This window comes from Rhodoplanes elegans (assembly GCF_016653355.1).
Classification (GTDB): Bacteria; Pseudomonadota; Alphaproteobacteria; order Rhizobiales; family Xanthobacteraceae; genus Rhodoplanes; species Rhodoplanes elegans.
The window spans coordinates 1-26,673 of the sequence record NZ_NHSK01000149.1; the positions used below are offsets into that span (position 1 = coordinate 1).

Sequence of the window (26,673 nt, forward strand, 5' to 3'; positions counted from 1 at the left end):
CGCGGAAACCATCTTGGCCAGCGGCCGCGAGTGGCCGCACCGACAGGCCGAACATATGGACGCAAGCGATCCGATCCGTTCTGAAAATCTCTTGCTGCACGGGGGCCGTCCACATATGGGTCCCGGGCTCGGCGCTTGCGCGCCGCCCCGGGACGACGGCCGTTGCGGAGTGGCGCTGCCTACCGCGGCCTTACGGCCGAGCGTACCGGCGTCGGCACGGCGCGGCCGTCGCCCTTCGCCGCCGCGCCGGCCGGCGTGTCGCGATACAGATCCGCCCGGGTCGGCGGCAGGCCGGAGGGGCCGCGGCGGCGTTTTGAGGCGAGCGTCTGATAGAGGCCGACCGTGTTGCGCTCGAAGGCGATCGCGCAGGCCGCCAGATAGGCGATCCACATCCGGGTCTTGACCTCGCCGACCTCGGCGACCGCGGCCGCCTCGTTGGCGACCAGGCGGTCGTGCCAGAGCTTGCAGGTCTTCCAGTAGTGCTCGCGCAGCTGCTCGACGTCGTGCACCTCGAAGCCGTGCCGCTCCAGCATCGTCACCGTGTTGCCGATGTGGTCGAGCTCGCCGCCCGGGAAGATGTACTTGGTCAGCAGCGCGAACTCGGCGCGCTTCTTGCGGAACGTCTTGTCGTCGCGCTTGGCCGGACGGGTGATGGCGTGGTGCAGGAACAGCCCGCCCGGGACCAGCACCCGGTTCACGGTGTCGTAATAGGTCGGGTAGTTGTCGATCCCGATATGCTCCTGGATGCCGATCGCCGCGACCTTGTCGTACTGGCCGTCGACCGTCGAATAGTCGCGCAGCTCGATCTTGACCCGGTCCTCGAGCCCGAGGCGGCGGACCTTCTCCTGGCCCCAGGCGACCTGCTGCTCGGACAGCGTGACGCCGTGCGCGATCACGCCGTAGTGCTGCGCCGCGTAGCAGGAGAGCGCGCCCCAGCCGCAGCCGACGTCCAGGAGCCGCTCGCCCGGCTTCAGCCGCAGCTTGCGGCAGATGTGCTCCAGCTTGTCGCGCTGGATGGTGTCGACGTCGTTGTCCCAGTCGGTGCAGTAGCCGCAGGTGTAGACCATCTCGCGGTCGAGCCAGAGCGCGTAGAAGGCGTTCGAGACGTCGTAGTGATAGGCGATGTTCTTCTTGTTCTCGGATGGCGCGCCGCTGCTCGGCGCCTCGTCGGGCGTCTCCTCGAGCGGCCACGGGCCGCCGCGCGACACGGTGAAGAAGCGCGCCGCGGTCGTCAGCGTCAGCGTCTTGTCGAGGGTCTTCAGGAAGTCCTTGGTGCGCACCTTGGGGCGCTGCTTGACGAGATCGAAGATCGTCCCGTTGACGAGCGCGATGCGCCCCGCCGCCCACAGGTTGGCGAGCGTCTCCAGGTTCGGCCGGCGCACCAGCGCGGCGACGACGCCCTCGTCGGCGATCCTGACCGCCAGCGCCTCGGGGGCGAGCTCGGCCGGCACCCGGACGCCGTCCCAGAGCACGAAGCCGATGTCGAGCGCAAGCCGCTCGCGCGCATGGGCGAGGAGCTTTCCGAAGCTGTCGAGGCGCCGTGCGGCCGCGTCCATGAACCCTACTCCCACGCCATCGCCCGGCGGCTCCGGGCGGGGGGATATTGCAGAACCGCGGCCGCCATGGAATAGCCTGCCGGCCCGACGGCGGCCCCCGGCGCCCCGAGGCTCGTGCAACGGGTTGACGAACAAGACATGATCATCGCCATCGACGGGCCGGCGGCGTCCGGCAAGGGGACGCTCGGCAAGCGCCTCGCCCGCCACTACGGGCTGCGCCATCTCGACACCGGGCTCCTCTACAGGGCCGTCGCCCACGCGGTGCTGGCCGCCGGCCACGCCCCGGACGACCGGGCGACGGCGGCGGCGGCCGCGCAGGCGCTCGACCCGACCGGCTTCGACGAGACGGTGCTGAAGAGCCAGGCGGTCGGCGAGGCGTCGTCGATCGTCTCGGCGATCCCGGAGGTGCGGGCGGCCCTGTTCAACTTCCAGCAGGAGTTCGCGGCGACGCCGCCCGGCGCCGTGCTCGACGGCCGCGACATCGGCACGGTGATCTGCCCGCATGCCGACGTGAAGATCTTCGTCACCGCCTCACCCGAAGCGCGCGCGCGTCGCCGCTGGCTGGAGTTTTCCGCGCGGGGGCAGGCCATCGCGGAGGCCGAGGTGCTGGCCGACATCCGCCGTCGCGACGAGCGCGACTCGGGCCGCGCCGTCGCCCCGCTGGTCGCCGCCGCCGACGCGCATGTCCTCGACACGACCGAACTCGACGTGGAAGCCGCCGTGGCCGCCGCGATCGCGCTGGTCGAGGCGAGGCGGAGCTGACCGCGCCGCCTGTTCCCTCTCCCCGCTGCGCGGGGAGAGGGTGGCTCGCCGCGAAGCGGCGAGTCGGGTGAGGGGGCGCCTCCGTAAAGCTCAGACTCGCGGATACGCCCCCTCACCCGACATCCGCGCTGAACGCACGAATGTCGACCTCTCCCCGCACGCGGGGAGAGGTGATCCTCGGTGTCCTCACTCCACCTCGTCGGTGATCACCGTGAAGTTGGCGAGATCGGCCCGGCCGAACGAGGTCGAGATCGCGACGTCGGTCGCATCGCGACCCCGGGCGACGAGAATCCGGCCGATGCGCGGCACGTTGTGGCGGGCGTCGAACGTGTACCAGCGGCCGCCCAGATAGGCCTCGAACCAGGCGGAAAAATCCATCGGCTGCGGGTCCTTCGGCACCCCGATGTCGCCCAGATAGCCGGTGCAGTAGCGCGCCGGGATGTTCATGCAGCGGCAGAACGTGATGGCGAGATGGGCGAAGTCGCGGCACACGCCGAGCCGCTCGGAATGGCCTTCGGCGGCCGTGCGGGTCGAGCGCGCCTGCATGTAGTCGAAGGTCAGGTGGTCGTGGACGTAGTCGCAGATCGCCTGCACCCGGGCCCAGCCCGGCGGCGTCCCGGCGAACAGCGACCACGCCTGCTCGGCGAGATGCTCGGTGTCGCAGTAGCGGCTGCCGAGCAGGTAGACGAGCGTGTCGTCGGGCAGGTCCTGGACGGCGACCTGCGGCGCGTCGGGGACGACCTCGTCGGGCCGGCCGGTGTCGCTCACCAGGAAGTCCGCCGCGAACCGCACCCGGCCGGCGGGCGCGACGATGCGGGTGCAGGCATTGCCGAACGGGTCCTCGTAGGTGCGGGTCGGCAGCGGCGGGTCGAAGGTGATGTGCTGCGGGCTCAAGAGGTCGCCGATGCGCGAGGCGTGCACCGACACCAGCAGGATCATCGGGGTGGGCTGCGGACAGTCGAAGGCGATGTCGTAGCCGGCACGGATTTTCACGCGAAGGGCACTCCGGTTGCGGGGCACGGTCGTCTCGACGAGAAAAATGCAAGCGGGGTGCCAACGCCGAGCCCGCGGCTGCCCCCTCCCTGTCCCTCCCCCGCAAGCGGGAGAGGGGACGCTGGAGCCGCTACGCCGTGGCGATGCGGAAAGTTCCGATTGTTTCGGGCCTAGCCGTGCCGCGGGCGGCTCCCTCCCCCGCTTGCGGGGGAGGGTCGGGGAGGGGGCGCCCCGAGCACGGCACCGGCGCGAGCGGGCATGCCTCCCCGAAATTTCCGCCCCCGTGTCGGGATCGGCTAGGCTCGGCCGTCCTCGGATCACGGAGGGAGCCCCCGGATGCTGTACGCCATTCTCTGCTACCATCAGGAAGACGTCGTCTGCTCCTGGAGCAAGGAGGAGGACGACGCCGTGATGGCGCGCCTCGCGCCGATCCAGGAGCGGCTGGCGCGCCAGGGCAAGCTCGGCCCGGTCGCGCGGCTGATGCCGACCACGGCGGCGACGACGCTGCGCAAGGATCGCGATCCGCCGCTCGTCATCGACGGACCGTTCGCCGAGACGAAAGAGCAGCTTCTCGGCTTCTACATCGTCGATTGCGCGTCGCTCGACGAGGCCCTGGAGATCGCCCGCGAGCTGGGCGCGGCCAATCCGGGCGGCGCCTACGAGCTGCGGCCAGTCGCGCTGTTTCATCCCGCCACGTCTCCGCCGAGCGCGTCTCCGCCCGCCACGTCTCCTCCCGCGAAGGTCACGGCCTGATGGATGTCGACTGGATTGGCGCGACCCTTCATGCGGCGCGGCCGCAGGTGCTCGCCGCGCTGACCCGTGCGTTCCGGGATCTCGACCTCGCCGAGGAGGCGCTGCAGGAGGCGTCGCTGCGCGCGCTCAAGACCTGGCCGAAGAACGGCCCGCCGCGCGACGCCGCGGCGTGGCTGGTCATGGTCGGCCGCAACGCCGCGATCGACGCGGTGCGGCGCAAGCGCCGCGAGGCGCCGCTGCCCGACGAGGAGGTCTTGTCCGAGCGCGACGACGCCGAGGCGGCGCTGGCCGAGGAGCTCGACGAGAGCCACTATCGCGACGACATTCTGAGACTGCTGTTCGTCTGCTGCCATCCCGACCTGCCGGCGACCCAGCAGATCGCGCTGGCGCTGCGCATCGTCTCGGGCCTGTCGGTCGGCGAGATCGCGCGGGCGTTCCTCGTCAGCGAGGCCGCCATGGAGCAGCGCATCACCCGCGCCAAGCGACGGGTGGCGAGCGCGAACGTGCCGTTCGAGGCGCCGAGCCCGCCGGAGCGCGCCGCCCGCGTCGCCACCGTGGCGGCGACCATCTATCTCCTGTTCAACGAGGGCTATGCGGCGAGCGGCGGCGAGGCGCATGTGCGCCACGGCCTGTGCGACGAGGCGATCCGGCTGGCGCGCCTGCTGCTCCGCCTGTTCCCGACCGAGCCCGAGATCATGGGCCTGACGGCGCTGATGCTGCTCCAGCATTCGCGCGCCGCGGCACGGCTCGACGCCGATGGTGACATCGTGCTGCTCGACGATCAGGACCGCAGCCGCTGGGACCGGCGGCTGATCGACGAGGGGCTCGCGCTGCTCGACAAGGCGATGCGGCATCGAGCCCCGGGACCATATCAGGTCCAGGCGGCGATCGCGGCCCTGCACGCGCGCGCCGCCCGGCCGCAGGATACCGACTGGGCCCAGATCGAGATTCTCTACGGCGTGCTCGAGCGGCTGACGCCCTCGCCGGTGGTGTCCTTGAACCGCGCCGTGGCGACCTGGAAGCTGCGCGGCGCCGAGGCGGCGCTCGCCGTGATCGGGCCGCTGGAGGCGGATCTCGCCGGCTACTTCTACTTCTTCGGCCTGAAGGGTGCGCTGCTCGACGCGCTCGGGCGCACCGGCGAGGCGCGCACCGCCTTCGACCGCGCCATCGCGCTCGCCCACTCGCCGGCCGAGGCCGCGCATATCCGCCGTCAGCTCGATCGCCTCGCCACGGCGCCCGTGACGACTGCGACGTCCTCCTGAAATTACCTCCCGCAAAAAAAGATTCGCGTCACTGTCGGGGTCCCGCCGCGCCGTCCGTCTTCAGGGCGTGACGGGAGACGAGACAGGAGAGGAGGACCCCCGATGGAGATGCTGGGCAAGTATGTCGACGGCTATGTGCTGCCGGTGCCGACCGCGAAGCTCGATGCCTATCGCGCGATGGCCCGGGAGGCCGGCCGGGTGTGGCGCGATCACGGCGCGCTCGCCTTCGTCGAATGCGTCGCCGAGGACGTGAAGCCCGGCACCCACACGTCGTTCCCGCAGGCCGTCAAGCTCGAGCCGGACGAGACCGTGATCTTCTCGTGGATCGTCTTCGCCTCGCGGGCCGAGCGCGACCGTATCAACGCCGCCGTGATGGAGGACGAGCGCATCAAGCAGTGGCACGAGCGCGAGCCGGTGTTCGACGGCAAGCGGATGTTCTGGGGCGGCTTCGACGTTCTGGTCGAAGCCTGATCCGACATCCAAACAAAGAGGGAAGATCATCATGAAGGTCATGGTTCTGGTCAAGGCGAGCCAGGCGTCGGAAGCCGGCGAGATGCCGTCCACCGCGCTGTTCGAGGCGATGGGCAAGTACAACGAGGCGCTGGTCGAGGCCGGCATCATGCTGGCCGGCGAGGGCCTGCATCCGACCTCGAAGGGCAAGCGCGTGCGCTTCGACGGCGCGAGCCGCACCGTCATCGACGGCCCCTTCGCCGAGACCAAGGAGCTGGTCGCCGGCTACTGGCTGTGGAACGTCGCCTCGATGGAGGAGGCGGTCGAGTGGCTGAAGCGCTGCCCCAACCCGCACGAGGAGGCCGGCGAGGTCGAGATCCGCCAGGTCTTCGAGATGGAGGATTTCGGCGAGGCCTTCACGCCCGAGCTGCGTGACCGCGAGGCGCGCATGCAGGAGCGCATCCGCGAGAAGACCGGCGGGTGACGACAGGCTCCGCAGCGGACGGCGTCCGTGTCCCGGGCGCGGCGCGCCGCGCCGTGACCCGGGACCCAGGGGCGACGGGACGATGCGCTCGTCGAGCCGCTCGTCGTGCGGCTCCTGGGCCCCGGCTCTGCGGCGCATCGGGCCGTTGGCCCGACGCGCCGCAGAGCCGGGGCACGAGCGAAGCAACACGCCGGACCTGATCATAATCTCGCAAAGGAACCCCCGATGAGCACCATGGTCTTCCTCAACCTGCCGGTCGCCGATCTGCCGCGATCGATGCGGTTCTTCGAGACGCTCGGCTGGACGTTCAACCCGCAGTTCACCGACGACACGGCGGCCTGCCTCGTCATCTCCGACACCATTTACGCGATGCTGCTGACCCACGAGAAATTCCGGCAGTTCACCGACAAGGCGATCGCCGACAGCCGCACCACGGTGGAGGTGATGACCTGCCTGTCGGCGGAGAGCCGCGAAAAGGTCGACGCGCTGGTCGACACCGCCGTCAAGGCCGGCGCCGCCGAGCCGCGTCCGGCGAGCGACTACGGCTTCATGTACTACCGGGCGTTCGACGATCTCGACGGCCACACCTGGGAGATCATGTGGATGGATCCGGCGCATGTGCAGACGGCGCCGGCCGAAGCGGGTGCGGCCGCCTAGGTCATGCCCCGCGTCGTCTTCACCCAGAACATCCAGCGCCACGTCGCCTGCCCGGAGATCGAGGTCTCCGGCTCCACCGTGCGCGAGGCGCTGGACGCGGTGTTCGCGGAGAACCCGCAGGCGCGCGGCTACGTGCTCGACGATCAGGGCGCGCTGCGTCGCCACATGAGCGTGTTCGTCGACGGCACCTTGGTGCGCGACCGCACGCGGCTCGCCGAGCCGGTCGGCCCGGCGAGCACCATCCATGTCTTCCAAGCACTCTCCGGAGGCTGATCAGATGAGCGACGTGATTCTCGTGTCCACGCGAAAAGGTCTGTTCACGGTCGCCCGCAACGGTGGCGGCTGGGAAATCGCCGACGTGGCCTTCCTCGGCGACAACGTGACGCTCGCGATGACGGACCCGCGCGACGGTCGCCGCTACGCGGCGCTCGATCACGGCCACTTCGGCGTCAAGCTGCACGCCGCGCTCCCGGGCGGTGCCTACACCGAGATCGCGACGCCGACCTATCCGGAGAAGCCGGAGGGCCACGAGGAGCTCGACATGTGGGGCCGGCCGCTGCCGTGGAGCACGGTGCGGATCTGGGCGCTGGCGCCGGGCGGCGCCGACGAGCCGGGCACGCTGTGGTGCGGCACCCTGCCGGGCGGCCTGTTCAAGTCGACCGACCACGGCGCGAGCTGGTCGCTGGTGCGGTCGCTGTGGGATCACCCGCTGCGGCAGAAATGGATGGGCGGCGGCGCGGATCTTCCCGGCCTGCATTCGATCTGCGTCGATCCGCGCAACTCCCGCCACGTCTCGATCGCGGTGTCGACCGGCGGCGTGTGGGCCACCGAGGACGGCGGCGACACCTGGACGCTGCGCGGCGAGGGCATGCGGGCCGAGTACGCCCCGCCCGAGCAGGCGCACGAGCCGCTCGGCCAGGACGTCCATTGCCTGGTGCAGTGCCGCGGCGCGCCGGAGCGCATGTGGGTGCAGCATCACAACGGCATTTTCGTCTCCTCCGACGGCGGCCGCCGCTTCGCCGAGATCGAGAAGGCCGGCCCGTCGACCTTCGGGTTCGCCGTGGCGGTGCATCCGAAGGAGCCCGACACCGCGTGGTTCGTGCCGGAGATCAAGGACGAGAAGCGCATCCCCTGCGACGGCCGCCTGGTCGTCACCCGCACCCGCGACGGCGGCCGCTCGTTCGACGTGCTGACCGAAGGGCTGCCCCAAAAGCACGCCTACGACGTCGTCTACCGCCACGCGCTGGCGCTCGACGACACAGGCGAGCGCCTCGCCTTCGGCTCGACCACGGGCGGCCTGTGGGTGAGCGAAGACCAGGGCGACCGCTGGACCTGCATCAGTCACACGCTGCCGCCCGTCTACGCGGTGCGGTTCGGCTGACCGGAGAGACGCGATGACCCGCCCGACCACCCCGAGCACCGTCGTCCCGACGCTGCGCTATCGCGACGCGCCCGCCATGATCGACTGGCTGTGCGCCGTCCTCGGCTTCACGCGGCACGCCGTCTACGAGGACGGGGCGGGCGGCATCGCCCATGCCCAGCTCACGCTCGGCGGCGGCATGGTGATGCTCGGCTCCGCCCGCGACGACGACTTCGGCCGCCTGCAGGCGACGCCCGCGGTGCTCGGCGGCTGCAGCCAGAGTCCCTATGTGGTGGTGGCCGACGCCGACGCGGTGCATGCCCGCGCGGTCGCGCACGGGGCCGAGATCGTGATGCCGCTGCGCGACGAGAGCCACGGCGGCCGCGGCGTCTCGTTCCGCGATCCCGAAGGGCATCTGTGGAACGTCGGCACCTACGATCCGTGGGCGACGAGCTGAACCGGGACGCGTTGATCTGAGCGACGAACCGTCAGCACGGCACGGCCTGCTCTCTCCCCCACAAGGGGGGAGGGAACGCTGGAACCGCAAGCTCCCGACGTGGGGCACGGCTCCACGAAAAAGTATCGAGCATGCAGTGCCGAGCCGCGGCGCCCGGCGGTGGCGGCGCCCCCGGCAGCGGGGCGCGGGCGAGCCCGCCCCGCTGCCGCCATCGTCTGTGCTATGGTGCCGGCCGAAGGGCGGCACATCCGAGGGCACGGCATGACGATGCGGGATCCGGAACGGCGGCCGATCCATTACGCGAACGGTACCGACGGGAACGGCATGCAGCAACGCTCTTCCGGCAACCTCGAACGGTTTCTCGGCGGCTCGCCCGGTGCGGTCGCCGTGCGGCTCGTCCTCCTGTCGATCCTGGTCGGCGTCGTCCTCTCCGCGGTCGGCCTCGATCCGCTCAACATCATCCACTCGATCGAGCGGCTCCTGCGCAGCGTCTGGGACATGGGCTTCGACGCGATCGTCTGGCTGTGGCGCTACTTCCTGCTCGGCGCCGTGCTGGTGATCCCGATCTGGCTGATCATCCGGCTCGGCAAGGGCGGCCGCTGAGGCCGCTCCCGGGCCGCGACCCGGCGTCGCCGGTCGGCCCCGCGGCGCCCCGTGCGCATTCCGCTTGGCAGACCCAGGCTAAAATTCCTATACTGCTCCGAATCCACCGTGGCCCCGGCGTTCCGCAGGAGGTCCCATGCTGACCCATGCCCAGATCTGGACGGCGATCGACCGGCTGGCGGCGCGCGCCGGCCTGTCCGCGTCCGGGCTCGCCAAGCGCGCCGGCCTCGATCCGACCACCTTCAACAAGTCGAAGCGCATCACCCCGGACGGGCGTGCCCGCTGGCCGTCGACCGAGTCGGTGGCGAAGTCGCTCGCCGCGACGGGCGTGACGATCGACGACTTCGTCAAGCTGATCACCGACGACGGCAGCAATGCCGAGCAGGCGGTGCCGCTGATCGGCTTCGCCGAGGCCGGCACGGGCGGCTATTTCGACGACGGCGGCTTCCCGGTCGGCAAGGGCTGGGACGAGATCCCGTTCCCGGCCGTCGAGGACGAGCACGCCTATGCGCTCGAGATCTCGGGCGACTCGATGCAGCCGGCCTACCGGGACGGCACCGTGATCATCGTGTCGCCGCTGGCGCCGATCCGGCGCGGCGACCGTGTCGTGGTGAAGACCCGCGAGGGGGAGGTGATGGCCAAGGAGCTGCGCCGCAAGACGGCGAAGACGCTCGAGCTGCGCTCGCTCAACCCCGAGCACCAGGACCGCGTGCTCGCCGCCGAGGAGGTGCTGTGGGTCGCCCGCATCGTCTGGGCGAGCCAGTAGGCCGTTCCGGATAAAAGCCTCCGGGTCGCCGGAAACGATTTCTCGACCGTGCTTCGTGGCTCACGGCGTGGTGTCTTGCGACCGTCGCCGGCCTCCCGGTAAGAGCGAACCGTCAATCTGGAGCGAGGGATTCGCGCGCCGCGGCACGGGTCGCGCCCGCCCCTTGCCGCATTGCACGGAGGCGTCATGAAGCTCGATCGGCGTAACACCCTCAAGGCCCTCGCGGGCCTCGCGCTCTGCCCGCTCTGCGCCCCCTCGGGCTTCGCGGCCGAGACCGGGCATCCCCACTGGGGCTACGAGGGCGCCGGCGGCCCGTCGCACTGGGGCGATCTCGATGCCGCCAGCAAGGTCTGCTCGGTCGGGGCGCAGCAGTCGCCGATCGACGTCGACCACACGATCCGGGCCGAGCTGTCGCCGCTCGACATCCAGTGGGGACGCGACGTCGCCGCGATCGTCAACAACGGCCACACCATCCAGGTCAACGTGGCGCCGGGCTCGATCCTGACGCTCGACGGCAAGCCCTACAAGCTCCTGCAGTATCACTTCCACCGGCCGAGCGAGCACACGGTGGGCGGCAAGAGCTTCCCGATGGAGGTGCACTTCGTCCATCAGAACGACGCCGGCGGCCTCGCCGTGGTCGGCGTGCTGATGGCCGAAGGGGCCGCCAATTCGGCGTTCTCGCACGTGGTCGCCGGCATGCCGCAGCACGAGGGGCCGCCCGTCCCGGTGTCAGGCTCCTGGCCGTGGAAGACCGCGACCGCGCCCGGGATGGATCCCAACGCCTTTCTGCCGAAGGGTCGCAGCTACTATCGCTACACTGGCTCGCTGACCACGCCGCCGTGCAGCGAGACGGTCGAGTGGCTGCTGATGGCCGAGCCGGTCGAGGTTGCGGCCGCCGACGTCGCCGCCTTCGCCAAGCTCTACGCCATGAATGCCCGGCCCGTGCAGAATCTGAACCGAAGGTTCATTCTTCGCGCCGGGTGAGGCGAAATTCGAATAAATCACGTCGCGGGTCATTCCGGGTTCGCGGCTTCGCCGCGCCCCGGAATGACGAGGCTCATCGCACCGGCGGGCCGCCGCGGCAGGCGGCGTAGCCCCAGGTCGGAATATCGCATTTCGAGCAGCCGGCGAGCCCGAGACCCAGGCCGACCACCAACAGAATCGCCACGGTACGCATAGCCTCGCAAACCCCTGCGAACCCGATCCGTGTCCCCCGCCGAAGACTAGGCGGGGCCTAGTCCGCTGCGCCAGAGGTCTTTACGCTCCGTTTACAATCCGTCGAAGGAGTGTGGCCGCGGCGCCGCACCGCGCGCCGGTACCGCTCATCGCGTCGGCGGCCTGCGACTAGCATTCTTGCTCCGCAGCTCTCACGGTCCGTCTTGGCCGGGCTCGTCCCGGCCATCCACGGTCTTGTGCTGGCATTGTCTCGAAGGTCGTGGATGCCCGCGACGAGCGCGGGCATGACGGAGCGAGGCGCAAAAGGCTTCGTGAGATGCGTGCGAAAAATCAGCCGCCGAGCACCAGCGCGCTGCCGCGGGCCAGGTAGACCACGCCGATGGCGAGAATGATCCAGCGCGTCCAGGCGCGGAACCCGTGGTCGGTCATCCGCTCGAGCACCAGCACGGCGAGCGACGTGCCGGCGATGCTGAGCAGGAAGGCCGGCGCCAGCGCCCACCACGGATCGATCTGGGCGGCGCCCGCGAAGGAGGCGAAATAGGTCGCCCGCAGCACGTGGCTGAAGGTCTGGCTCACCGCCTTGGTGGCGACCGTGGTCTTGCGGTCGATCATGCTCTTCTGGAAGAACATGTCGAGGAACAGCCCGCCGACGCCGGACAAGAGCTGCACCACGGTCGTGATCAGGCCGGCCAGGAACGGCATGCCGCGCCACTCGATATTGGGCCGCGCGGACTTCGGCAGCAGCTCGACCAGGAACGGCATGGCGCCGAGCGCCAGATAGACGGTCGCCTTGTCGGGGATGAAGGCGACGAGCCGCATCGCGCCGAAGGCGGCGAGCGCGCCGAGAGCGTACCACCAGAAGATCGGCCAGCGCACATGCGCCCGCCACATCACGGCGCGCCAGCCGTTCGCCGCGAACTGGATGATCGAGAACAGCACCATGGCGGTGGCGACGTCGTAGAGCGTCAGCAGCACGCCGAGCAGGATCATCCCGCCCGCCATCCCGAAGATGCCGGAGACGAAGGACGAGCCGACGATGGTGACGCCGATCAGGGCGTAGGCGGCGAGAGTCATGCGAGGGGGCTTATATAACGAGCGGGCCGGCGCCGTCATCGGCCGCCCCGCTGTTCCGAGTCATGCCGCGACGGATCGCAGTGACTCGCCCCTCATGGTGAGGAGCGATCCGGGCGCTCGCGCCCGGATCGCGTCTCGAACCATGCGGCCCCGGGTCGACGCGGCGGCGGCGCAGTCTGTGGCCGCCCTCGCCCTTCGAGACGCGGCCTTCGGCCGCTCCTCAGGGTGAGGGCGGAACGAGAGACTCGCCCCGCGGTGACACGAACCCGGTCGTCGTCAGGCCGAGCGCGCCAGCGCGCCGTCGATCATGTCGACCGTGTTCTTCAGTCCGTAGATGGCGACGAACGAGCCGAAGCGCGGGCCCTTCTCCTGGCCGAGCAGCACCTGATAGAGCAGGTTGAACCAGTCGAGCGAGACGCCCGGCTTGCCGTCCTTGCCCTTCTTCTTCTCGTCCAGGAAGGGCGGCCGGCGGCCGACCTCGTAGACGACCTCCTGGATCGCCTCGGCGGTCGCGTCGTCGGCGAGCTGCGAGAGCGCGTCGCGCAGATCCATCAGGGCCGCGCGCTCACCGTCGGTCGGCTCGCGGAAGCGCTTCGCGGGCAGCACGAAGTCGCGGAAATAATGGATCGCGTATTCGACCTCGCGCTGCAGCCGCGGGTGCGACTGCGGCGTCACGCCCGGCCAGTAGCGGCCGATGAAGCCCCACAGCGTCTCGGCGTTCTCGGCGTTCGACGCCGAGACGAGGTTGAGCAGCATCGTGAACGAGATCGGCACGCTCGTGTCGGGCGGCGTGCCCGCATGGATGTGCCACACCGGATTGGTCAGGCGCTGCTTGCCGTCCTGCCGCTTGTAGCCGTCGAGGAACTGGGCGTACTCGTCGACGTTGCGCGGGATCACGTCGAAGTACAGCCGCTTCGCCGCCTTCGGCTCGCGATACATGAACAGCGACAGGCTCTCCGGGCTCGCATAGCGCAGCCATTCGTCGATGGTGAGCCCGTTGCCCTTCGACTTCGAGATCTTCTGGCCCTTGTCGTCGAGGAACAATTCGTAGGTGAAGCCCTCGGGCGGGCGGCCGCCGAGCACCCGGCAGATCTCGCCGGAGAGCTTGACCGAGTCGATCAGATCCTTGCCGGCCATCTCGTAGTCGATGCCGAGCGCCGTCCAGCGCATCGCCCAGTCGGCCTTCCACTGGCACTTGACCATGCCCTTGGTGACCGCGGTGGTGACGCGCTCGCCGGTCTCCGGATGCTCGTACGTGACGGTGCCGCGCTTGGCGTCGCGGGCGACCATCGGCACCTGGAGGACGACGCCGGTGCGGATGTCGACGGGCAGGAACGGCGAGTAGGTGGCGCGCCGCTCCGGCCCGAGCGTCGGCAGGATGATCTCCATCACGGCGTCGTAGTGCTCGAGCATCGCGAGCAGCGTCGCGTCGAAGCGGCCCGACTTGTAGTACTCGGTCGACGAGGCGAACTCGTAGTCGAAGCCGAAGGCGTCGAGAAACGCGCGCAGCCGCGCATTGTTGTGCTCGCCGAAGCTCGGATGCGTGCCGAACGGGTCGGGCACCCGGGTCAGCGGCTTGCCGAGATGGGCCGCCACCAGCTCCTTGTTGGGGATGTTGTCGGGCACCTTGCGCAGCCCGTCCATGTCGTCCGAGAAGGCGATCAGGCGGGTCTTGATCCTGTCGTCGGTCAGCACCCGGAAGGCGTGGCGCACCATCGTGGTGCGCGCCACCTCGCCGAAGGTGCCGATATGCGGCAGGCCGGAGGGGCCGTAGCCGGTCTCGAACAGCACCTCGTCCTTCGGATGCTGCTTCAGCCGCGCGACGATCTTTCTCGCCTCCTCGAACGGCCAGGCCGTGGAGGTTTCGGCGAGCGCCCGCAGGGCGGCGGGATCGAGGGCGGCGGCGGGATCGGACATGCGTGGTCTCCGGCAGGGCCGGGGCGCGCAAGCCGCGTCGGGGCGGCGCAGCGGAAAGCCCGGCCCGCCTCGTCTAAGGACCGGGGCGCCCGGGGTCAATTTCTTTGCCCGGCAGGGGCGCCCGCCGAGGCGCGGCGGCGCGGTGCCTCAAAACGGATTGATCGGGAAGTATTTCAGCCAGAGGTCGGCGAACTTGCCCTTCTCCCACAGCCGGAACAGCGCCCAGTTCATCGCCATGCGGAGCTGGTCGTTGCCCTTCTTCACCGCGATGCCGACGCCCTCGCCGAAATAGCGGCTCTCGACGAACGGGCCGCCGACGAACGTGCAGCAGCCGCCCGCGTCGGCGCCGTTGAGCCAGAAGGCGAGGCCGTAGCCGTCGCCGAACAGGAGGTCGACCTCGCCCTTCTGCAAAGCCGCCCGGGCGTCCTCCGCGGTCGGGTAGGGCTTCAGCTCGGCCTCGGTGAACAAGGCCTTCAGATACGCCTCGTGCGCCGTGCCGGCGACGACCGCGATCTTCTTGCCCTCCACCCGCTCGGGCAGGACCGTGTCGAGCCCCGCGCCGCGCCGCGCCGCGAAGCGCGCCACCGGCCGGTAATAGGGATCGGAAAAGTCGATCTTCTTGCGGGTCTCCGGCATCACCGCGATCGACGCGATGGCGGCGTCGCCGCGGTTCTCGGTGAGCGACTCGACCAGGGTGTCGAAGCGGCGCATCTGGATCGTGCAGGCGATCTTCAGCTCGTCGCAGATGGCACGGGCGAGATCGATGTTGAAGCCCGCCGGGTTGCCGTCCGGCCCCGCATAGTTGAACGGCGGGTAGTCGACCTCGCTCATGAAGCGGATCAGGGTGAGGCGCAGGTCGGGACGCTCGGGACGGCGCTTCGGGTCCCAGAAGCCGGGGATCGGCAGGCCGGGCGACGCCGTCTGGGCGTGCGCCGTGGCGGGTGCGAGCGGGCCGGGGCCGCCAATCGCGCCGACCAGCCCGGCCGCGAGCCCGGCGAGCAGCGCAATCTTGACGCGCTTTTGATCGAGCGTTCGTGCAATCTGTCGCAACCTTGACGTGCTTTGGCTAGTCTGTCGTCGCATCCGGCCGTCCGGGGATTGAGCGCGCGAGGATCGCGGGCCGCCCTTATAGACGAAGTTCCGGGCCGGAGCAGCGTCGAAGTCGCAGAAGAAGTCGAACGTGCAGCCTCGGTTTAAGTGGCGTGCCGGACCGGCCGGCCCGGAGGCGTGATGCTCGATCGCGGCGAGGACCCGCGGCCGCGGGAGGGGGGTCTTGGACGGGCCGGGGCTGTCGTGCCGCGGCCTGCGGCCGCCGAGTCCCGGCTCGACCCGTCCCGGTTCGGCGACCCCGGCCTGGTCCGGCTGGCGAACGGCGTGCCGCGGCCGACGCTGCGCCGAGCCCGGAGTGCCTGCCCGGAGCTCGACTGCGTCCGTGACCGCCTGTCGCCCGGCGATCTCGCCTTCGCCGAGCGGCGCGCCCGCGCGATCGGCACCACGGCGGACCGGGTGCTGGTCGCCGCCGGCCTGCTCGGCGACGACGACTATGTCCGGGCGCTGGCGCGCCATCTCCGCGTGCCGTTCGAGCCGCTCGACGAGATCCCGCGCGCCGCCGTTCCGGTCGACGACGACGCCCTGATCGCCGCGGCGGCGGGCGGGATGCTGCCGCTCGACACCGGGCTGCGCCGCGAGACCGTGGTGGCGCCGCAGGGGGCGGCGGCCCGCCGCCTCGCCGAGCTCGCCGGGTCGCCCGACGCTCCGCGCGGCATCCGGCTCACCACCGAAGCCCGCCTGCGCCGCTTCGTGGCCCGCGCGGCCGACACGGCGCTCGGCCGCCGAGCGGCCTTCGGGCTCGCGGCCGCGCATCCGGACCTCTCGGCGGCGCCGCGCCGGCTGGCACCGGCCCGCGCCATCACCGCGATGGCGGCCGCGATCCTGGTCGGCGTGACGTGGCCCGGGGCGAGCGCCATCGCGCTCGGCGTCGTCCTGGCCGTGCTGTTCCTCGCCTGGACGGCCTTGCGGCTCCTCGCCGTCGCGACCCCGCCCCAGCGCCCGCCGTTTCCCCCGTCGCGCGACGCGGACGAGACGCTGCCCGTCACCACGATCGTGGTCGCGCTCTATCGCGAGGCGGCGACCGTGCCGCAGCTCGTCGCCGCCCTCGACGCGCTCGACTGGCCGCCCGAGAAGCTGCAGATCATCGTCGCGCTGGAGGCCGACGATGCCGCGACACGGCAGGCCTTCGCAGCCGAGCGCCTAAAACCCCATTGGGAGCTGCTGACCGTTCCGCTCACTGGTCCGCGTACAAAGCCGAAGGCGCTTAACGCCGCCCTGCCGTTCGCCCGCGGTGAATTTCTCGCGGTGTTCGACGCCGAGGACCGGCCCGAGCCCGACCAGCTCCGCCGCGCCGCCGCGGCCTTCGCGCGCGGCCCCGAGCGGCTCGCCTGCGTGCAGGCGCGCCTCGCCATCGACAACACGCGGGACAGCCTGCTCACCGCGCTGTTCACGGCCGAGTATGCCGGACTGTTCGACGTGTTCCTGCCCGTGCTGGCGAAGCTGCGGCTGCCGCTGCCGCTCGGCGGATCGTCGAATCACTTCCGCACCGCGGCGCTGCGCGCGGTCGGCGGCTGGGATGCGTTCAATCTGACCGAGGACGCGGATCTCGGCGTGCGGCTCGCCCGCTTCGGCTTCGCGACCGACGTGATCACGTCGACCACGCTGGAGGAGGCGCCGGCGAGGCTCGGCCCCTGGCTGAGGCAGCGCCGGCGCTGGTTCCAGGGCTGGATCCAGACCTTCGTCGTGCACATGCGTGCGCCGCGTAGCGCGCTGCGCGATCTCGGAGCGTCTGGCTTCGCGACGCTGCATCTCGTGGTCGGCGGCACCGTGCTGGCGGCGCTCGTCCATCCGGTGTTCACGACCACGCTCGTCGTGAAGCTGGTGCGCGAGCGCGGGCTCGTGCTCGACGATCCGGCCGCGCTCGCGCTCGCCGGGCTGTTCGGCCTCACCGCGGTGGCCGGCTGGGCCGCCTCGCTACTGCTCGGTCTCGTCGGCCTGATGCGCCGCGGCCTGCTCCGTTTCGCCTGGGTGCTGGCCCTGGTGCCGGTGCACTGGATCCTGCTGTCGGTCGCGGCCTGGCTGGCGCTGATCAAGGTGTTTCGCGATCCGTATCGCTGGGACAAGACCGAGCACGGGCTGGCCAAGACCTCGCGCAGCGGCGCGCGCACGGCGGCGCGTTCTGCCGTTCAGCGCGGCGCCGTCTCGGCGGTCGGCGGATCGGCCGGGCGGCTGCGCCACGGCTTGAAGAAGCCCGATGTCGTGCCGGCGACCAGCCAGTAGGCGAGGCCGGCCGCGATTCCGGCGGCGACCAGACTGATCGGTGTGGAGAGCATGCGCATGCCGCCCTCGGTCGCCGCCAGCGACCAGCCGACCGCGGCCGCGAGCCCGCCGTTCGCGGCATGGAAGACGAACGAGCGCACCGCGAACACCTCGGCGATCAGCACGCCGACCGTGGCGACGGCGAGCGCATAGGTCGCGGTCGCGGCCAGCATCATCATCAGTTCGGGGGCGGCGCTCACGAAGGCGACGAAGAAGTCGCCCTGCTGCTCGGGTGCTGCGGCGGCGAGTGTCTGCACGGCGTTCCAGTTCGCCGCGACCACCACGGCGATCGCGACCAGGAGCGCGACCAGGGCGCCGAGCGGGACCAGGAGAAAGCGCAGGACCAGGCGGCCGACATCGTCCATGGGGCAATCCTATAGCGCGACGCCTGGCAGAGACCCAGGTCCTCATCCTGAGGTGCCCGGCGCAGCCGGGCCTCGAAGGATGTGGCCCGGGCGCTCGGATCGCTCTCGGGCCGTCGCCCTTCGAGGGCCGCGCATCGCGCGGCCACCTCAGGGTGACGGTCGAGGAGACGTGGCCCGCCTTACTCCGTCATCGCCATGGCGCGCAGCGCCATGCGCTCGCGCGCCGAGAGTTTTTCGGTCGCGCTCTTGAGCTGGCCGCAGGCGGCGAAGATGTCGCGGCCGCGCGGCGTGCGCACCGGCGAAGAGTAGCCGGCGTCGAACACGAACTCGGAGAACTTCTCGATCTGATCCCAGTCCGAGCACTCGTATTTGGTGCCGGGCCACGGGTTGAACGGGATCAGGTTGATCTTGGCCGGGACGCCCTTGAGGAGCTTCACCAGGGCGCGGGCGTCGGCGAGCGAGTCGTTGACGCCCTTCAGCATCACGTATTCGAAGGTGATGCGGCGCGCATTGTTGAGGCCCGGATAGTTGCGGCAGGCCTCCATCAGCTCGGCGATCGGGTACTTGCGGTTCAGCGGCACCAGCTCGTCGCGGATGTCGTCGCGCACCGCGTGCAGCGACACCGCGAGCATCACGCCGATCTCGTCGCCGGCCCGCACGATGTTCGGCACGACGCCCGAGGTGGAGAGCGTGATGCGGCGCTTGGAGATGCCGATGCCCTCGCCGTCGGCGACGACGAGCAGCGCGTCGCGCACCGCCTCGAAATTGTAGAGCGGCTCGCCCATCCCCATCATCACGATGTTGCTGATGAAGCGGCCGCCGTCGGTCGGCACGAGGCCGTCGGCCGGCGGCGTTCCCTCCGGCCAGTCGCCGAGCCGGTCCTTCGCCACCAGCACCTGGCCGACGATCTCGCCGGCCGTGAGGTTGCGCACCAGGCGCTGCGTGCCGGTGTGGCAGAATGCGCAGGTCAGCGTGCAGCCGACCTGGCTGGAGACGCACAGCGTGCCGCGGTCGGTCTCCGGGATGTAGACGCACTCGACCTCGTGCGGCCGGCTCTCCGCGCCGGTGGCGCCGTCGCCGGGCAGGCGCAGGAGCCACTTGCGGGTGCCGTCGGTCGACACCTGCTCGGCCACCACCTCGGGCCGCGCCAGGGTGAAATGCGTCGCCAGCCGCGTGCGCAGATCCTTCGACACGTTGGTCATCGCGTCGAAGTCGCGGGCGCCGTGCACGTAGATCCATTGCCAGAGCTGCTGGACCCGCATCTTGGCCTGGCCGGCCGGCACCCCGATGCCGACGAGCGCGTCGCGAAGCGCCGTCCGCGACATCCCGACCAGCGACGGCCGGGCCGGCGCCACATAGGTCTCGAGCGCGGTTTTCTCCAGCGCCTCCAGAGGCATGGTGGTCGCGGCGGAGGACGGGGCGGGGGTCGGGTCGAGCGAAATTGTCATGGTCTCGTCGGGCGGTTCTTTACGGGCGTCGCCCGGATTTTTCGGAGGTCCGTCCGGGCGCGACCGCCCGGAACGCCCCGTTATGTAGGCGTTCGCGCGCGAGATGTCCAAACCGCAGCCTGCACGGCTCTCCTGCGGAGGCGGGGCCGGACCACGGCCCCACCCCTCCCGGACGTCAGTGTGCGGATCCCGATAGCCCGTTCAGCGCGGCCATCGCGTCGTCCGGCAGGTGCAGCGCCGCCGCGGCGAGGTTTTCGCGCAGATGGGCGAGCGACGAGGTGCCGGGGATGAGGAGAATGTTGGGCGCGCGGCGCAAGAGCCAGGCGAGCGCGACCTGCATGGGCGTCGCCCCGAGCTGCTTCGCCACGGTGTCGAGCGTCGAGGACTGCAGCGGCGTGAAGCCGCCGAGCGGGAAGAACGGCACATAGGGAATGCCGTCGCGGGCGAGCGCGTCGATCAGGGCGTCGTCGGCGCGCTGCGCCACGTTGTACATGTTCTGCACGCAGACGATCGGCACCATCTTCTGCGCGTCGGCGATCTGCTTCGCCGTGACGTTGCTCAGCCCGATGTGGCAAATCAGCCCCTTCTCGCGCAGCTCGGCCAGCACCGTGAGTTGCGGCTCCAGCGAGCCCTCGGCCGGGCCGTGGACATCGAGCATGCTGCGGAAGTTGACCACCTCCAGCACGTCGAGGCCGAGGTTCTTCAGGTTGTCGTGCACGGCCTGGGTCAGCTCCGCCGGCGACATCGCCGGGATCCACGAGGCATCGGCGCCGCGCCGGGCGCTCACCTTGGTGACGATGACGAGATCGTCCGGATAGGGATGCAGGGCCTCGCGGATCAGGATGTTGGTGACGTGCGGGCCGTAGAAGTCGGACGTGTCGATGTGGGTCACGCCGCTCGCCACCGCCTCGCGCAGCACGGCGCGGGCCGTGTCGGGGTCCTTGGGCGGCCCGAAGACGCCGGGCCCGGCGAGCTGCATGGCGCCGTAGCCGAGGCGCCCGACGGTGCGGTCGCCGAGCCGATAGGTGCCGGCGGGGGTGAGGTCAGCCATGGTCGATCTCCTGTTCGGGACGCCCCATAGCTACGCCGCGCGAGAGCGTTCGAGAACCGGGATCAATTTGGACGGGCCGTGCGAAATTTCGAACAGTCGATCGCCGAGGCCGTCGGCCTCACCCGAACGTCCGCGGCGCGGCGGAGAGGACCTCGCCGCCGGCCGTGGTGACCTTGAGGACGGCCAGCCCGCGCTGGTTGGTGCCGTCCTGGCGGAACCGGAAGACGCCGTCGATGCCGGCGAAGCCGGACGGGTTGAGCAGCATCTCGTCGGTGATGCGGCCGCCCCCTTGCGCCTTCAACAAAGCGGCGACGAGCGCCACGGCGTCGTAGGCGAGCGTCGCGGTGCGCACCGGGTCTTGGCCGTAGCGGATGCGGTAGCGGCCGGCGAAGCCGCGGAAGCCGGCCGAGTCGGGCGCCGCGAACCAGCCGCCGTCGAGCGCCGGGTCGGAAAACACCCGCTGGTCGTCCCACAGGCCGGTGCCGAGGAGCTGCAGGCGCTTGGGGTCGACGCCGGCGCCCTGCAGAGCCTGCACGACGCGCGGCAGCGCGTCCCCCGAGTCGGCGAGGAACAGGGCGTCGGAGCGGTTCGCGACGTCGGCGACCTGGCGGACTGGCCCCTGCGCCGCCTCGCCCGGCTTGTAGCGCTCGACCGCCGTGACCCGCCCGCCCTTTCGCGACACCGCCTGCTTGAAGGCCGCCTCGACCACGCCGCCATAAGGGTTGTCGGGCAGGAAGGCCGCCATCGAGCGCTTCCCCTGCGAGACCGCGTATTCGACGATCCGGTCGACGTCGGACTCGGGCAGGAAGCTCAGAAGATAAATGCCGCGCGACGCGACATTGGCGTCGGTCGAGAAGGCGATCACCGGCACTTTTCCGCGCGCCACCTGCGCGGTCGCCCCGACCGCATGGGCGAACAGCGGCCCGAGGATCACGACGGCGCCTTCCTCCAGCGCCTGACGGGCGGCGGCCTGGGCGCCCTGCGCCGTGCCGGCGTCGTCCTTCACGTCGAGTATCACGTCGGGATTGTTGAACTCGGCGAGCGCCAGCTCGGCGGCGTTCTTCATCGACTGCGCGGCAGCGCCGGCATTGCCGCCGGCCGAGAGTGGCAGGATCAGCGTGACGCGGGCCTGGCCCGGCGCACCGGGTGCGCCGCCGGGACCGGCGCCGGGTGGCGGCAGCGGTTCGGCCGAGACGCCCGGTGTGGGGGAGGGCGCCGGTGGCGGCGCATCGGGCGAACGGCCGCCACCGCCGCCGCCGAGATCGAGCCCGGCGCAGCCGGCGACCAGCGCCGTGCCGCCGAGCCCGAGCACCCGCACCACGCCGCGCCGTGTCGGAGCCTTCGAGACTGCCATCCGCCCAACTCCCCCGCGCCCGTCGCGGGCCCGAAAATCCCGGCGCGGGCGAGACCGCCCGGCGCGACGACGACATGGCGGCAACAGCGCCACAGCGCAACCGCCCGGTCAATCCTCGCGCACGCGACGCCGCGTCTCCGGCGGGGCTTCCGGCGCCGGGCGCGGGGCGATAGAACCGCCGCATGAGCGCCGCACAGGATCACGATCAGCAGGGCGACGACCGTCGGGACGACGCGGGGCCGGATGGGCCGGAGCACCTCGATCCGGCGGCGGCGGCCGAGGGCGAGCGCAGCGTCGTGCTGTTCGGCGCGCCGCGCCGGGCGCCGCCGCTCGCCGGCGGGCTGTTCGTGGTGGCGACCCCGATCGGCCATCTGGAGGACGTGTCGCTGCGCGCCCTGTTCACGCTGGCGGCCGCCGACCTGATCGCCTGCGAGGACACGCGGGTGACCCGCAAGCTGCTCGCCCGTTACGGCATCGCCCGGCCGCTGACCGCCTATCACGAGCACAATGCCGCCCAGGCGCGGCCGAAGATTTTTGCCAGGCTCGCCGCCGGCGAGTCGGTCGCGCTGGTGTCGGACGCCGGCACGCCGCTGGTCTCGGACCCGGGCTTCCGGCTGGTGCGCGAGGCGCGCGAGGCGGGATTCCCGGTCACCGCCGTGCCGGGTCCCTCCGCCGTTCTCACCGCGCTCGCCATCGCCGGCCTGCCGACCGACCGGTTCTTCTTCGAGGGATTTTTGCCGGCGCGCGGCGGGGCGCGAAAAAGCCGGATCGCGGAGATCGCCGCGATTCCCGCGACCCTGGTGTTGTTCGAGACCGGCCCGCGGCTCGCCGAGGCGCTCGCCGATCTCGCCGAAGGGCTCGGCCCCCGCGAGGCGGCGGTGTGCCGCGAGCTGACCAAGCTGCACGAGGAGGTGCGGCGCGGCGATCTCGCCGGGCTCGCGAAGGCCTATGCCGAGGGCGCCGAGACGCGCGGCGAGGTGGTGCTGGTGATCGGCGGGCCTGCCGCCGACGCGCCCGTCTCGGGCGAGGAGATCGACCAGAAGCTGGCCGCGGCGATGCGCACCGCGTCGCTCAAGGACGCGGTCGCGGCCGTCGCGGCGGCGACCGGCGAGCCGCGCCGCACCGTCTATCAGCGCGCGCTGGCGCTCGGCCGGGAGACTTCCGATGAGCCGTGACGACGATGGTCCGCCCGACGCTCCGCCGAAGCGCAAGCCGGTCCGCGCGGTGCCCAGCAGCGTCGGCCCCGCCGGCGCGCCCGGCCGCACCCTGAAGCGCGCCGGCGAGATCGGCCCGGCCAAATCGCCGGTGCGGGCCGGAGCGCCCTCGCCGCTCGCCCCCGGGGCGGCGACGATGCGACCCGTCGCCGTGTTCAAGACCGGGTCGTTCGACGAGCCGCCCGACGTCGCGAAGCAAGGTCCGGCGCCGAAGCGTCAGGCGGCCCAGAAGCTCGGGCTGTCGGCGGAGAGCAAGGCGGCCGCGTTCCTGTGGGCCAAGGGCTACCGGATCGTCGATCGGCGCTACAAGACGCCGGTCGGCGAGATCGACATCGTGGCGCAGCGCAAGGGCACCATCGTGTTCGTCGAGGTGAAGGCGCGCGCCTCGCTCGACGCCGCCGCCGAGTCGGTGTCGATGCGCCAGCGCGGCCGCATCCTCGATGCGGCGAAGCATTGGCTCGCCGGCCACCCGCAGGTGAGCGGCCTGCCGCTGCGCTTCGACGTGATCCTGATCGCACCGGGCCACCTGCCGCAGCACCTGCAGGGCGCCTTCGACGCGAGCGAGTGACGCCGGCGGTTCCAATCTCCGGTCGTCCCCGCGAAGACGCCCCGCGATGCATACATCGCGGGCCACGCATGAGAGCGTCATGCGCAGGCTCGACCCGCGCATCCATCACCTTAACCAGATAGCGTTCTATCGCAGAGAGATGGGTCGCCGGGTCGAGCCCGGCGACGACGGCTGTGGGCGTCGCTCCGCCTCACGCCGCGCGCGACTGGCCGCCGGACGACGGCTGACCCGACAGCTGCTCCTGTCCGAGGCGCTCGAAGAAGTCCTGGATCGACCCGGCGAGCGATTCGGTGTCGCGGGTGAGGCCCCCGATCTTGTCGAGCACGCCGGCGGCGGAACGGCTGGTCTCGTCGATCGCCCCGGTGACGCCGGCGATGTTGCCGACCAGGCTCGAGTTGCCGTGCGCCGCCAGCTGGGCGCTCTGCGAGATCTCGCGCGAGGCGAGGTCCTGCTGCTCGACCGCGGTGGCGATGGTGCTGGTCACCTCGGAGATCCGGCGCATGGCGGTGCCGATCTCGGCGACAGCGGTCGCGGCGCTGCGAGTCGAGGCCTGGATGGCGCCGACCTGCTCGGAGATCTCGGTCGTCGCCTTGGCGGTCTGGCCGGCGAGCGTCTTCACCTCCTGGGCGACGACGGCGAAGCCCTTGCCGGCCTCGCCGGCGCGCGCCGCCTCGATGGTGGCGTTCAGCGCCAGAAGGTTGGTCTGGGCGGCGATCGCCTGGATCAGCTGGACGACGTCGCCGATCCGCACGCTCGCCGTGGCGAGCCCCTGGATCTCGCCGACCGACCGCTCGGTCCGCTCCGACGCATCGGCCACGATGGCGGTCGCCTGGCCGACCTGGCGGCCGATCTCGCCGACCGAGCTGGACAGCTCCTCGGCGGCGGCCGCGACGGTCTGGATGCTGCCCGACGCCTGCTCGGTCGCCTGCGACGCCGCGGCGGCCTCGCGGGCGGCGTCGCCCGCCATGCCCGTGATGGTCTCGGCGGCGGTGCGCATCTGTGCGGCGTCGTTGGTCACCGACCTCAGGATGTGCTCGACCGACCCGCGGAACGCCTCGATCGCCTCCTGGATGCGCCGGTTGCGGCCGGCCACCGCCTCGCCCTGCGCCTTGACCGCGATGCCGAGCTCCTTGTTGCGGGCCATCGCCTTCTGGAACACGGCGACGGCGCGCGCGAGCGCGCCGATCTCGTCGCCACGGTTCAGGTGGGGGAGGTCTCCGGCATGGCGGTCCTCGGCCACCGCCTCGATGGTCCGGGTCATCGCCGAGAGCGGCTGCGCGACGGCACGCCAGATCACCAGCATGCCGACGACCGCGAAGCCGAGGCCGAGCACCGCGATGGCATCCTGCAGGAGCTGGCTCGCCTTGGTGCTCGCCTCCAGGTCGCGGGCCTTGTCGGCGCGCGCCGCATAGACCTTGGCGATCTCCTCGAGGTCCTTGTTGAGCGCCTGGCGGACCGCCCGGTTGGCGTCGTTGTCACCCCATTCGCGGCCGGCGGCGGGTGAGATCTCGTTGGCCCGCCGCACCAGTTCGGCGCGGAACTCGCGGAACTGCTGGACCCGCTTGGCGAGCGTCTCGAACTGGGCGCGATCGTCCGCCCGGACGATGTCGCGCCACTCCTTCATCACGCCGTCGATACGGTCGTTGAAGCGCATCAGCCCGTCGCCGTAGCGCTTCACCACCTTCGGATCGGTCGACATGTAGATGCCGCGCGACTCCATCACCACGGCGTAGACGAGGCTGTTGACCCGCTCGATGTTGCGGGCGCCGCGCGCCGCGGCGTCCATCTCGGCGGCGAGCTCGGCCTGCAGCGAGGCGCTACGGTTACCCACGATGGCGAGCGCCAGGAGCGTGACGCCGAGAATGGCGAAGATGGTGTAGAGCTTCGCCGCAATGGACACTCGTGAAAACGCGTGCAACACGGACATGGCCTCCGGGAAGATTTAGGCGAACTGTCGCCATCCTCGCGACGGGCCGTTAAGTAACCGTTGTGCCACCTCCAGAATTGGTGCCTCGACATGAAATATCGCGTGGCCGTGCAGATGGATCCGATCGATCGGATCAATATTCGGGGGGACTCGACCTTCGCCCTGCTGCTCGAAGCTCAGGCCCGCGGCCACGATCTGGCCTACTACACACCAGAAAGACTTATACTCCGAGATGGTGATATTTTCGCTCGGACTAATCCATTGTCCGTAAGGGACGAGCCCGGGAACCACTTCACGCTGGGCGAGGAGCGACGCGAGGCGCTGTCGTCCTACGACGTGATCCTGATGCGGCAGGACCCGCCCTTCGACCTCGGCTACATCACGGCGACCCATCTGCTCGAGCGGCTGCACCCCAAGACCTTCGTGGTCAACGACCCGGCGCATGTGCGCAACGCCCCGGAGAAGGTGTTCGTCACCGAGTTCCCGGACCTGATGCCGCCGACGCTGGTCACCCGCGACCGCGCCGAGATCCAGGCGTTCCGGGCCGAGCACGGCGACATCGTGATGAAGCCGCTCTACGGCCACGGCGGCGGCGCGGTGTTCCGGGTGACCACCGACGACCTCAATTTCGGCTCGCTCTACGACATGTTCTCGGTGACGTACCGCGAGCCGTGGGTGATCCAGAAGTTCCTGCCGGCGGTCGCCAAGGGCGACAAGCGCGTCATCCTGGTCGACGGGGTGTTCGCCGGCGCCGTCAACCGCGTGCCGGCGGCCGACGACCTGCGCTCCAACATGGTGCGGGGCGGCGCCGCGCAGGCGACCGAGCAGACACCGCGCGAGCGGGAAATCTGCGAGCGCATCGGGCCGGCGCTGCGGGCGCGCGGCCTCCTGTTCGTCGGCATCGACGTGATCGACGGCTACCTCACCGAGATCAACGTCACCTCGCCGACCGGCATCCGCGCCATCAAGAATTTGGGCGGCCCCGACATCGCGGCGCTGATCTGGGACACGATCGGAAAGAAGCGGGGCGGGTAGGGGCGCCCGGGGCGGCCGATCACCACGCCGCTGCGATCGTTCCGAAATCGGCTATGATGGGTCCGGCGTTTC

Annotated in this window: 26 protein-coding genes; 16 read left to right on the forward strand and 10 right to left on the reverse strand. The window is 70.8% G+C overall.

Translation table 11 applies throughout. The annotated features are described in order from the left end of the window. Positions 1 to 179 precede the first annotated feature (179 nt). Positions 180 to 1,556: an SAM-dependent methyltransferase gene (locus CCR97_RS18385; RefSeq protein WP_111360458.1), complete on the reverse strand. Its 1,377-nt coding sequence runs from the start codon at positions 1,554 to 1,556 to the stop codon at positions 180 to 182. Between the two features lie 138 nt (positions 1,557 to 1,694). Here CCR97_RS18385 and cmk point away from each other — a divergent pair, with 138 nt between their 5' ends. After that, positions 1,695 to 2,318, forward strand: a complete 624-nt coding sequence (cmk, locus tag CCR97_RS18390; RefSeq protein ID WP_111360459.1) for a (d)CMP kinase — start codon at positions 1,695 to 1,697, stop codon at positions 2,316 to 2,318. Positions 2,319 to 2,504: 186 nt separating this feature from the next. Here cmk and CCR97_RS18395 read toward each other — a convergent pair whose 3' ends face one another. After that, on the reverse strand, positions 2,505 to 3,311 hold the full coding sequence (locus CCR97_RS18395) for a transglutaminase-like domain-containing protein (protein ID WP_111359830.1): 807 nt from the start codon (positions 3,309 to 3,311) through the stop codon (positions 2,505 to 2,507). A gap of 336 nt (positions 3,312 to 3,647) precedes the next feature. On the opposite strand from CCR97_RS18395, the gene CCR97_RS18400 reads away from it, so the two are divergent. From CCR97_RS18400 to CCR97_RS18450, 11 genes are all read left to right on the forward strand, one after another. Then, positions 3,648 to 4,064 carry a YciI family protein gene (locus tag CCR97_RS18400; protein WP_111360247.1) on the forward strand — a complete coding sequence of 139 codons (417 nt, stop codon included), beginning with the start codon at positions 3,648 to 3,650 and terminating at the stop codon, positions 4,062 to 4,064. Further along, positions 4,061 to 5,326 (forward strand): RNA polymerase sigma factor, encoded by a 1,266-nt coding sequence (locus tag CCR97_RS18405; protein ID WP_111360251.1) that lies wholly within the window; start codon positions 4,061 to 4,063, stop codon positions 5,324 to 5,326. Before CCR97_RS18400 ends, CCR97_RS18405 begins: the two co-directional genes overlap by 4 nt. Before the next feature lie 102 nt (positions 5,327 to 5,428). Next, the gene (locus tag CCR97_RS18410) at positions 5,429 to 5,797 is read left to right on the forward strand and encodes a DUF1428 domain-containing protein (RefSeq protein WP_244670546.1); all 369 of its coding nucleotides are present in this window, start codon (positions 5,429 to 5,431) and stop codon (positions 5,795 to 5,797) included. A gap of 31 nt (positions 5,798 to 5,828) precedes the next feature. Further along, a complete protein-coding gene (locus CCR97_RS18415) occupies positions 5,829 to 6,260 on the forward strand; it encodes a YciI family protein (RefSeq protein ID WP_111360246.1) in 432 nt (143 codons plus the stop codon). Positions 6,261 to 6,485: 225 nt separating this feature from the next. Then, complete coding sequence (locus CCR97_RS18420) at positions 6,486 to 6,917, forward strand: VOC family protein (RefSeq protein WP_111358232.1); 432 nt, start codon at positions 6,486 to 6,488, stop codon at positions 6,915 to 6,917. A 3-nt stretch (positions 6,918 to 6,920) separates the two neighbouring features. After that, positions 6,921 to 7,190 carry a MoaD/ThiS family protein gene (locus CCR97_RS18425; protein WP_111358233.1) on the forward strand — a complete coding sequence of 90 codons (270 nt, stop codon included), beginning with the start codon at positions 6,921 to 6,923 and terminating at the stop codon, positions 7,188 to 7,190. Positions 7,191 to 7,194: 4 nt separating this feature from the next. Continuing rightward, a complete protein-coding gene (locus CCR97_RS18430; protein ID WP_111358234.1) occupies positions 7,195 to 8,298 on the forward strand; it encodes an exo-alpha-sialidase in 1,104 nt (367 codons plus the stop codon). A gap of 13 nt (positions 8,299 to 8,311) precedes the next feature. Continuing rightward, positions 8,312 to 8,734: a VOC family protein gene (locus CCR97_RS18435; protein ID WP_111358235.1), complete on the forward strand. Its 423-nt coding sequence runs from the start codon at positions 8,312 to 8,314 to the stop codon at positions 8,732 to 8,734. A gap of 324 nt (positions 8,735 to 9,058) precedes the next feature. Next, entirely contained in the window at positions 9,059 to 9,337 is a 279-nt protein-coding gene (locus CCR97_RS18440) for a DUF6460 domain-containing protein (protein WP_111358241.1), read from the forward strand. Between the two features lie 136 nt (positions 9,338 to 9,473). Beyond that, entirely contained in the window at positions 9,474 to 10,103 is a 630-nt protein-coding gene (locus CCR97_RS18445; RefSeq protein ID WP_111358236.1) for a S24 family peptidase, read from the forward strand. Between the two features lie 186 nt (positions 10,104 to 10,289). Next, positions 10,290 to 11,087: a carbonic anhydrase gene (locus CCR97_RS18450; protein ID WP_111358237.1), complete on the forward strand. Its 798-nt coding sequence runs from the start codon at positions 10,290 to 10,292 to the stop codon at positions 11,085 to 11,087. Between the two features lie 522 nt (positions 11,088 to 11,609). Here the strand turns inward: CCR97_RS18450 and CCR97_RS18455 are convergent. From CCR97_RS18455 to CCR97_RS18465, 3 genes are all read right to left on the reverse strand, one after another. Continuing rightward, on the reverse strand, positions 11,610 to 12,353 hold the full coding sequence (locus tag CCR97_RS18455; RefSeq protein WP_170145920.1) for a TSUP family transporter: 744 nt from the start codon (positions 12,351 to 12,353) through the stop codon (positions 11,610 to 11,612). Positions 12,354 to 12,629: 276 nt separating this feature from the next. Continuing rightward, positions 12,630 to 14,270 (reverse strand): lysine--tRNA ligase, encoded by a 1,641-nt coding sequence (locus tag CCR97_RS18460; RefSeq protein WP_111358239.1) that lies wholly within the window; start codon positions 14,268 to 14,270, stop codon positions 12,630 to 12,632. 147 nt (positions 14,271 to 14,417) lie between these two features. Beyond that, positions 14,418 to 15,320: a transporter substrate-binding domain-containing protein gene (locus CCR97_RS18465; protein ID WP_244670547.1), complete on the reverse strand. Its 903-nt coding sequence runs from the start codon at positions 15,318 to 15,320 to the stop codon at positions 14,418 to 14,420. A 243-nt stretch (positions 15,321 to 15,563) separates the two neighbouring features. Here CCR97_RS18465 and CCR97_RS18470 point away from each other — a divergent pair, with 243 nt between their 5' ends. Next, a complete protein-coding gene (locus CCR97_RS18470; RefSeq protein ID WP_201159748.1) occupies positions 15,564 to 17,600 on the forward strand; it encodes a glycosyltransferase family 2 protein in 2,037 nt (678 codons plus the stop codon). On the opposite strand, the gene CCR97_RS18475 is transcribed toward CCR97_RS18470, so the two are convergent. The 4 genes from CCR97_RS18475 to CCR97_RS18490 all read right to left on the reverse strand — a co-directional run bounded on the left by CCR97_RS18475 (position 17,507) and on the right by CCR97_RS18490 (position 21,857). Further along, a complete protein-coding gene (locus CCR97_RS18475; protein WP_111359463.1) occupies positions 17,507 to 18,004 on the reverse strand; it encodes a hypothetical protein in 498 nt (165 codons plus the stop codon). The genes CCR97_RS18470 and CCR97_RS18475 overlap by 94 nt on opposite strands. Positions 18,005 to 18,183: 179 nt before the next feature. Further along, on the reverse strand, positions 18,184 to 19,401 hold the full coding sequence (gene rlmN, locus CCR97_RS18480) for a dual-specificity RNA methyltransferase RlmN (RefSeq protein ID WP_111359465.1): 1,218 nt from the start codon (positions 19,399 to 19,401) through the stop codon (positions 18,184 to 18,186). Positions 19,402 to 19,627: 226 nt separating this feature from the next. Continuing rightward, positions 19,628 to 20,503, reverse strand: a complete 876-nt coding sequence (locus CCR97_RS18485) for an aldo/keto reductase family oxidoreductase (protein WP_111359462.1) — start codon at positions 20,501 to 20,503, stop codon at positions 19,628 to 19,630. Between the two features lie 118 nt (positions 20,504 to 20,621). Next, on the reverse strand, positions 20,622 to 21,857 hold the full coding sequence (locus tag CCR97_RS18490) for a penicillin-binding protein activator (protein WP_201159749.1): 1,236 nt from the start codon (positions 21,855 to 21,857) through the stop codon (positions 20,622 to 20,624). A 182-nt stretch (positions 21,858 to 22,039) separates the two neighbouring features. Between CCR97_RS18490 and rsmI the strand changes: the two genes are divergently transcribed. Both rsmI and CCR97_RS18500 read left to right on the forward strand, forming a co-directional pair. Further along, positions 22,040 to 23,032, forward strand: a complete 993-nt coding sequence (gene rsmI, locus CCR97_RS18495; RefSeq protein WP_111357546.1) for a 16S rRNA (cytidine(1402)-2'-O)-methyltransferase — start codon at positions 22,040 to 22,042, stop codon at positions 23,030 to 23,032. After that, on the forward strand, positions 23,022 to 23,639 hold the full coding sequence (locus tag CCR97_RS18500) for a YraN family protein (protein WP_111357545.1): 618 nt from the start codon (positions 23,022 to 23,024) through the stop codon (positions 23,637 to 23,639). Before rsmI ends, CCR97_RS18500 begins: the two co-directional genes overlap by 11 nt. Positions 23,640 to 23,829: 190 nt before the next feature. Here CCR97_RS18500 and CCR97_RS18505 read toward each other — a convergent pair whose 3' ends face one another. Then, complete coding sequence (locus CCR97_RS18505) at positions 23,830 to 25,566, reverse strand: methyl-accepting chemotaxis protein (RefSeq protein WP_111357544.1); 1,737 nt, start codon at positions 25,564 to 25,566, stop codon at positions 23,830 to 23,832. A 90-nt stretch (positions 25,567 to 25,656) separates the two neighbouring features. Between CCR97_RS18505 and gshB the strand changes: the two genes are divergently transcribed. Beyond that, a complete protein-coding gene (gshB, locus tag CCR97_RS18510) occupies positions 25,657 to 26,601 on the forward strand; it encodes a glutathione synthase (protein ID WP_111357543.1) in 945 nt (314 codons plus the stop codon). The last annotated feature ends 72 nt before the right edge of the window (positions 26,602 to 26,673 follow it).

What these genes read in the sequence shown, in the direction of transcription:
- rsmI (WP_111357546.1), top strand. Translation starts at nt 22,040, where the DNA reads ATGAGCGCCGCACAGGATCACGATCAGCAGGGCGACGACCGTCGGGAC.
- CCR97_RS18490 (WP_201159749.1), bottom strand. Translation starts at nt 21,857, where the DNA reads ATGGCAGTCTCGAAGGCTCCGACACGGCGCGGCGTGGTGCGGGTGCTC.
- rlmN (WP_111359465.1), bottom strand. Translation starts at nt 19,401, where the DNA reads ATGCCTCTGGAGGCGCTGGAGAAAACCGCGCTCGAGACCTATGTGGCG.
- CCR97_RS18425 (WP_111358233.1), top strand. Translation starts at nt 6,921, where the DNA reads ATGCCCCGCGTCGTCTTCACCCAGAACATCCAGCGCCACGTCGCCTGC.
- CCR97_RS18450 (WP_111358237.1), top strand. Translation starts at nt 10,290, where the DNA reads ATGAAGCTCGATCGGCGTAACACCCTCAAGGCCCTCGCGGGCCTCGCG.
- CCR97_RS18505 (WP_111357544.1), bottom strand. Translation starts at nt 25,566, where the DNA reads ATGTCCGTGTTGCACGCGTTTTCACGAGTGTCCATTGCGGCGAAGCTC.
- CCR97_RS18460 (WP_111358239.1), bottom strand. Translation starts at nt 14,270, where the DNA reads ATGTCCGATCCCGCCGCCGCCCTCGATCCCGCCGCCCTGCGGGCGCTC.
- CCR97_RS18430 (WP_111358234.1), top strand. Translation starts at nt 7,195, where the DNA reads ATGAGCGACGTGATTCTCGTGTCCACGCGAAAAGGTCTGTTCACGGTC.
- CCR97_RS18420 (WP_111358232.1), top strand. Translation starts at nt 6,486, where the DNA reads ATGAGCACCATGGTCTTCCTCAACCTGCCGGTCGCCGATCTGCCGCGA.
- CCR97_RS18455 (WP_170145920.1), bottom strand. Translation starts at nt 12,353, where the DNA reads ATGACTCTCGCCGCCTACGCCCTGATCGGCGTCACCATCGTCGGCTCG.
- CCR97_RS18410 (WP_244670546.1), top strand. Translation starts at nt 5,429, where the DNA reads ATGGAGATGCTGGGCAAGTATGTCGACGGCTATGTGCTGCCGGTGCCG.
- CCR97_RS18500 (WP_111357545.1), top strand. Translation starts at nt 23,022, where the DNA reads ATGAGCCGTGACGACGATGGTCCGCCCGACGCTCCGCCGAAGCGCAAG.
- CCR97_RS18415 (WP_111360246.1), top strand. Translation starts at nt 5,829, where the DNA reads ATGAAGGTCATGGTTCTGGTCAAGGCGAGCCAGGCGTCGGAAGCCGGC.
- CCR97_RS18400 (WP_111360247.1), top strand. Translation starts at nt 3,648, where the DNA reads ATGCTGTACGCCATTCTCTGCTACCATCAGGAAGACGTCGTCTGCTCC.
- CCR97_RS18445 (WP_111358236.1), top strand. Translation starts at nt 9,474, where the DNA reads ATGCTGACCCATGCCCAGATCTGGACGGCGATCGACCGGCTGGCGGCG.
- CCR97_RS18435 (WP_111358235.1), top strand. Translation starts at nt 8,312, where the DNA reads ATGACCCGCCCGACCACCCCGAGCACCGTCGTCCCGACGCTGCGCTAT.
- cmk (WP_111360459.1), top strand. Translation starts at nt 1,695, where the DNA reads ATGATCATCGCCATCGACGGGCCGGCGGCGTCCGGCAAGGGGACGCTC.
- CCR97_RS18475 (WP_111359463.1), bottom strand. Translation starts at nt 18,004, where the DNA reads ATGGACGATGTCGGCCGCCTGGTCCTGCGCTTTCTCCTGGTCCCGCTC.
- gshB (WP_111357543.1), top strand. Translation starts at nt 25,657, where the DNA reads ATGAAATATCGCGTGGCCGTGCAGATGGATCCGATCGATCGGATCAAT.
- CCR97_RS18485 (WP_111359462.1), bottom strand. Translation starts at nt 20,503, where the DNA reads ATGGCTGACCTCACCCCCGCCGGCACCTATCGGCTCGGCGACCGCACC.
- CCR97_RS18440 (WP_111358241.1), top strand. Translation starts at nt 9,059, where the DNA reads ATGCAGCAACGCTCTTCCGGCAACCTCGAACGGTTTCTCGGCGGCTCG.
- CCR97_RS18385 (WP_111360458.1), bottom strand. Translation starts at nt 1,556, where the DNA reads ATGGACGCGGCCGCACGGCGCCTCGACAGCTTCGGAAAGCTCCTCGCC.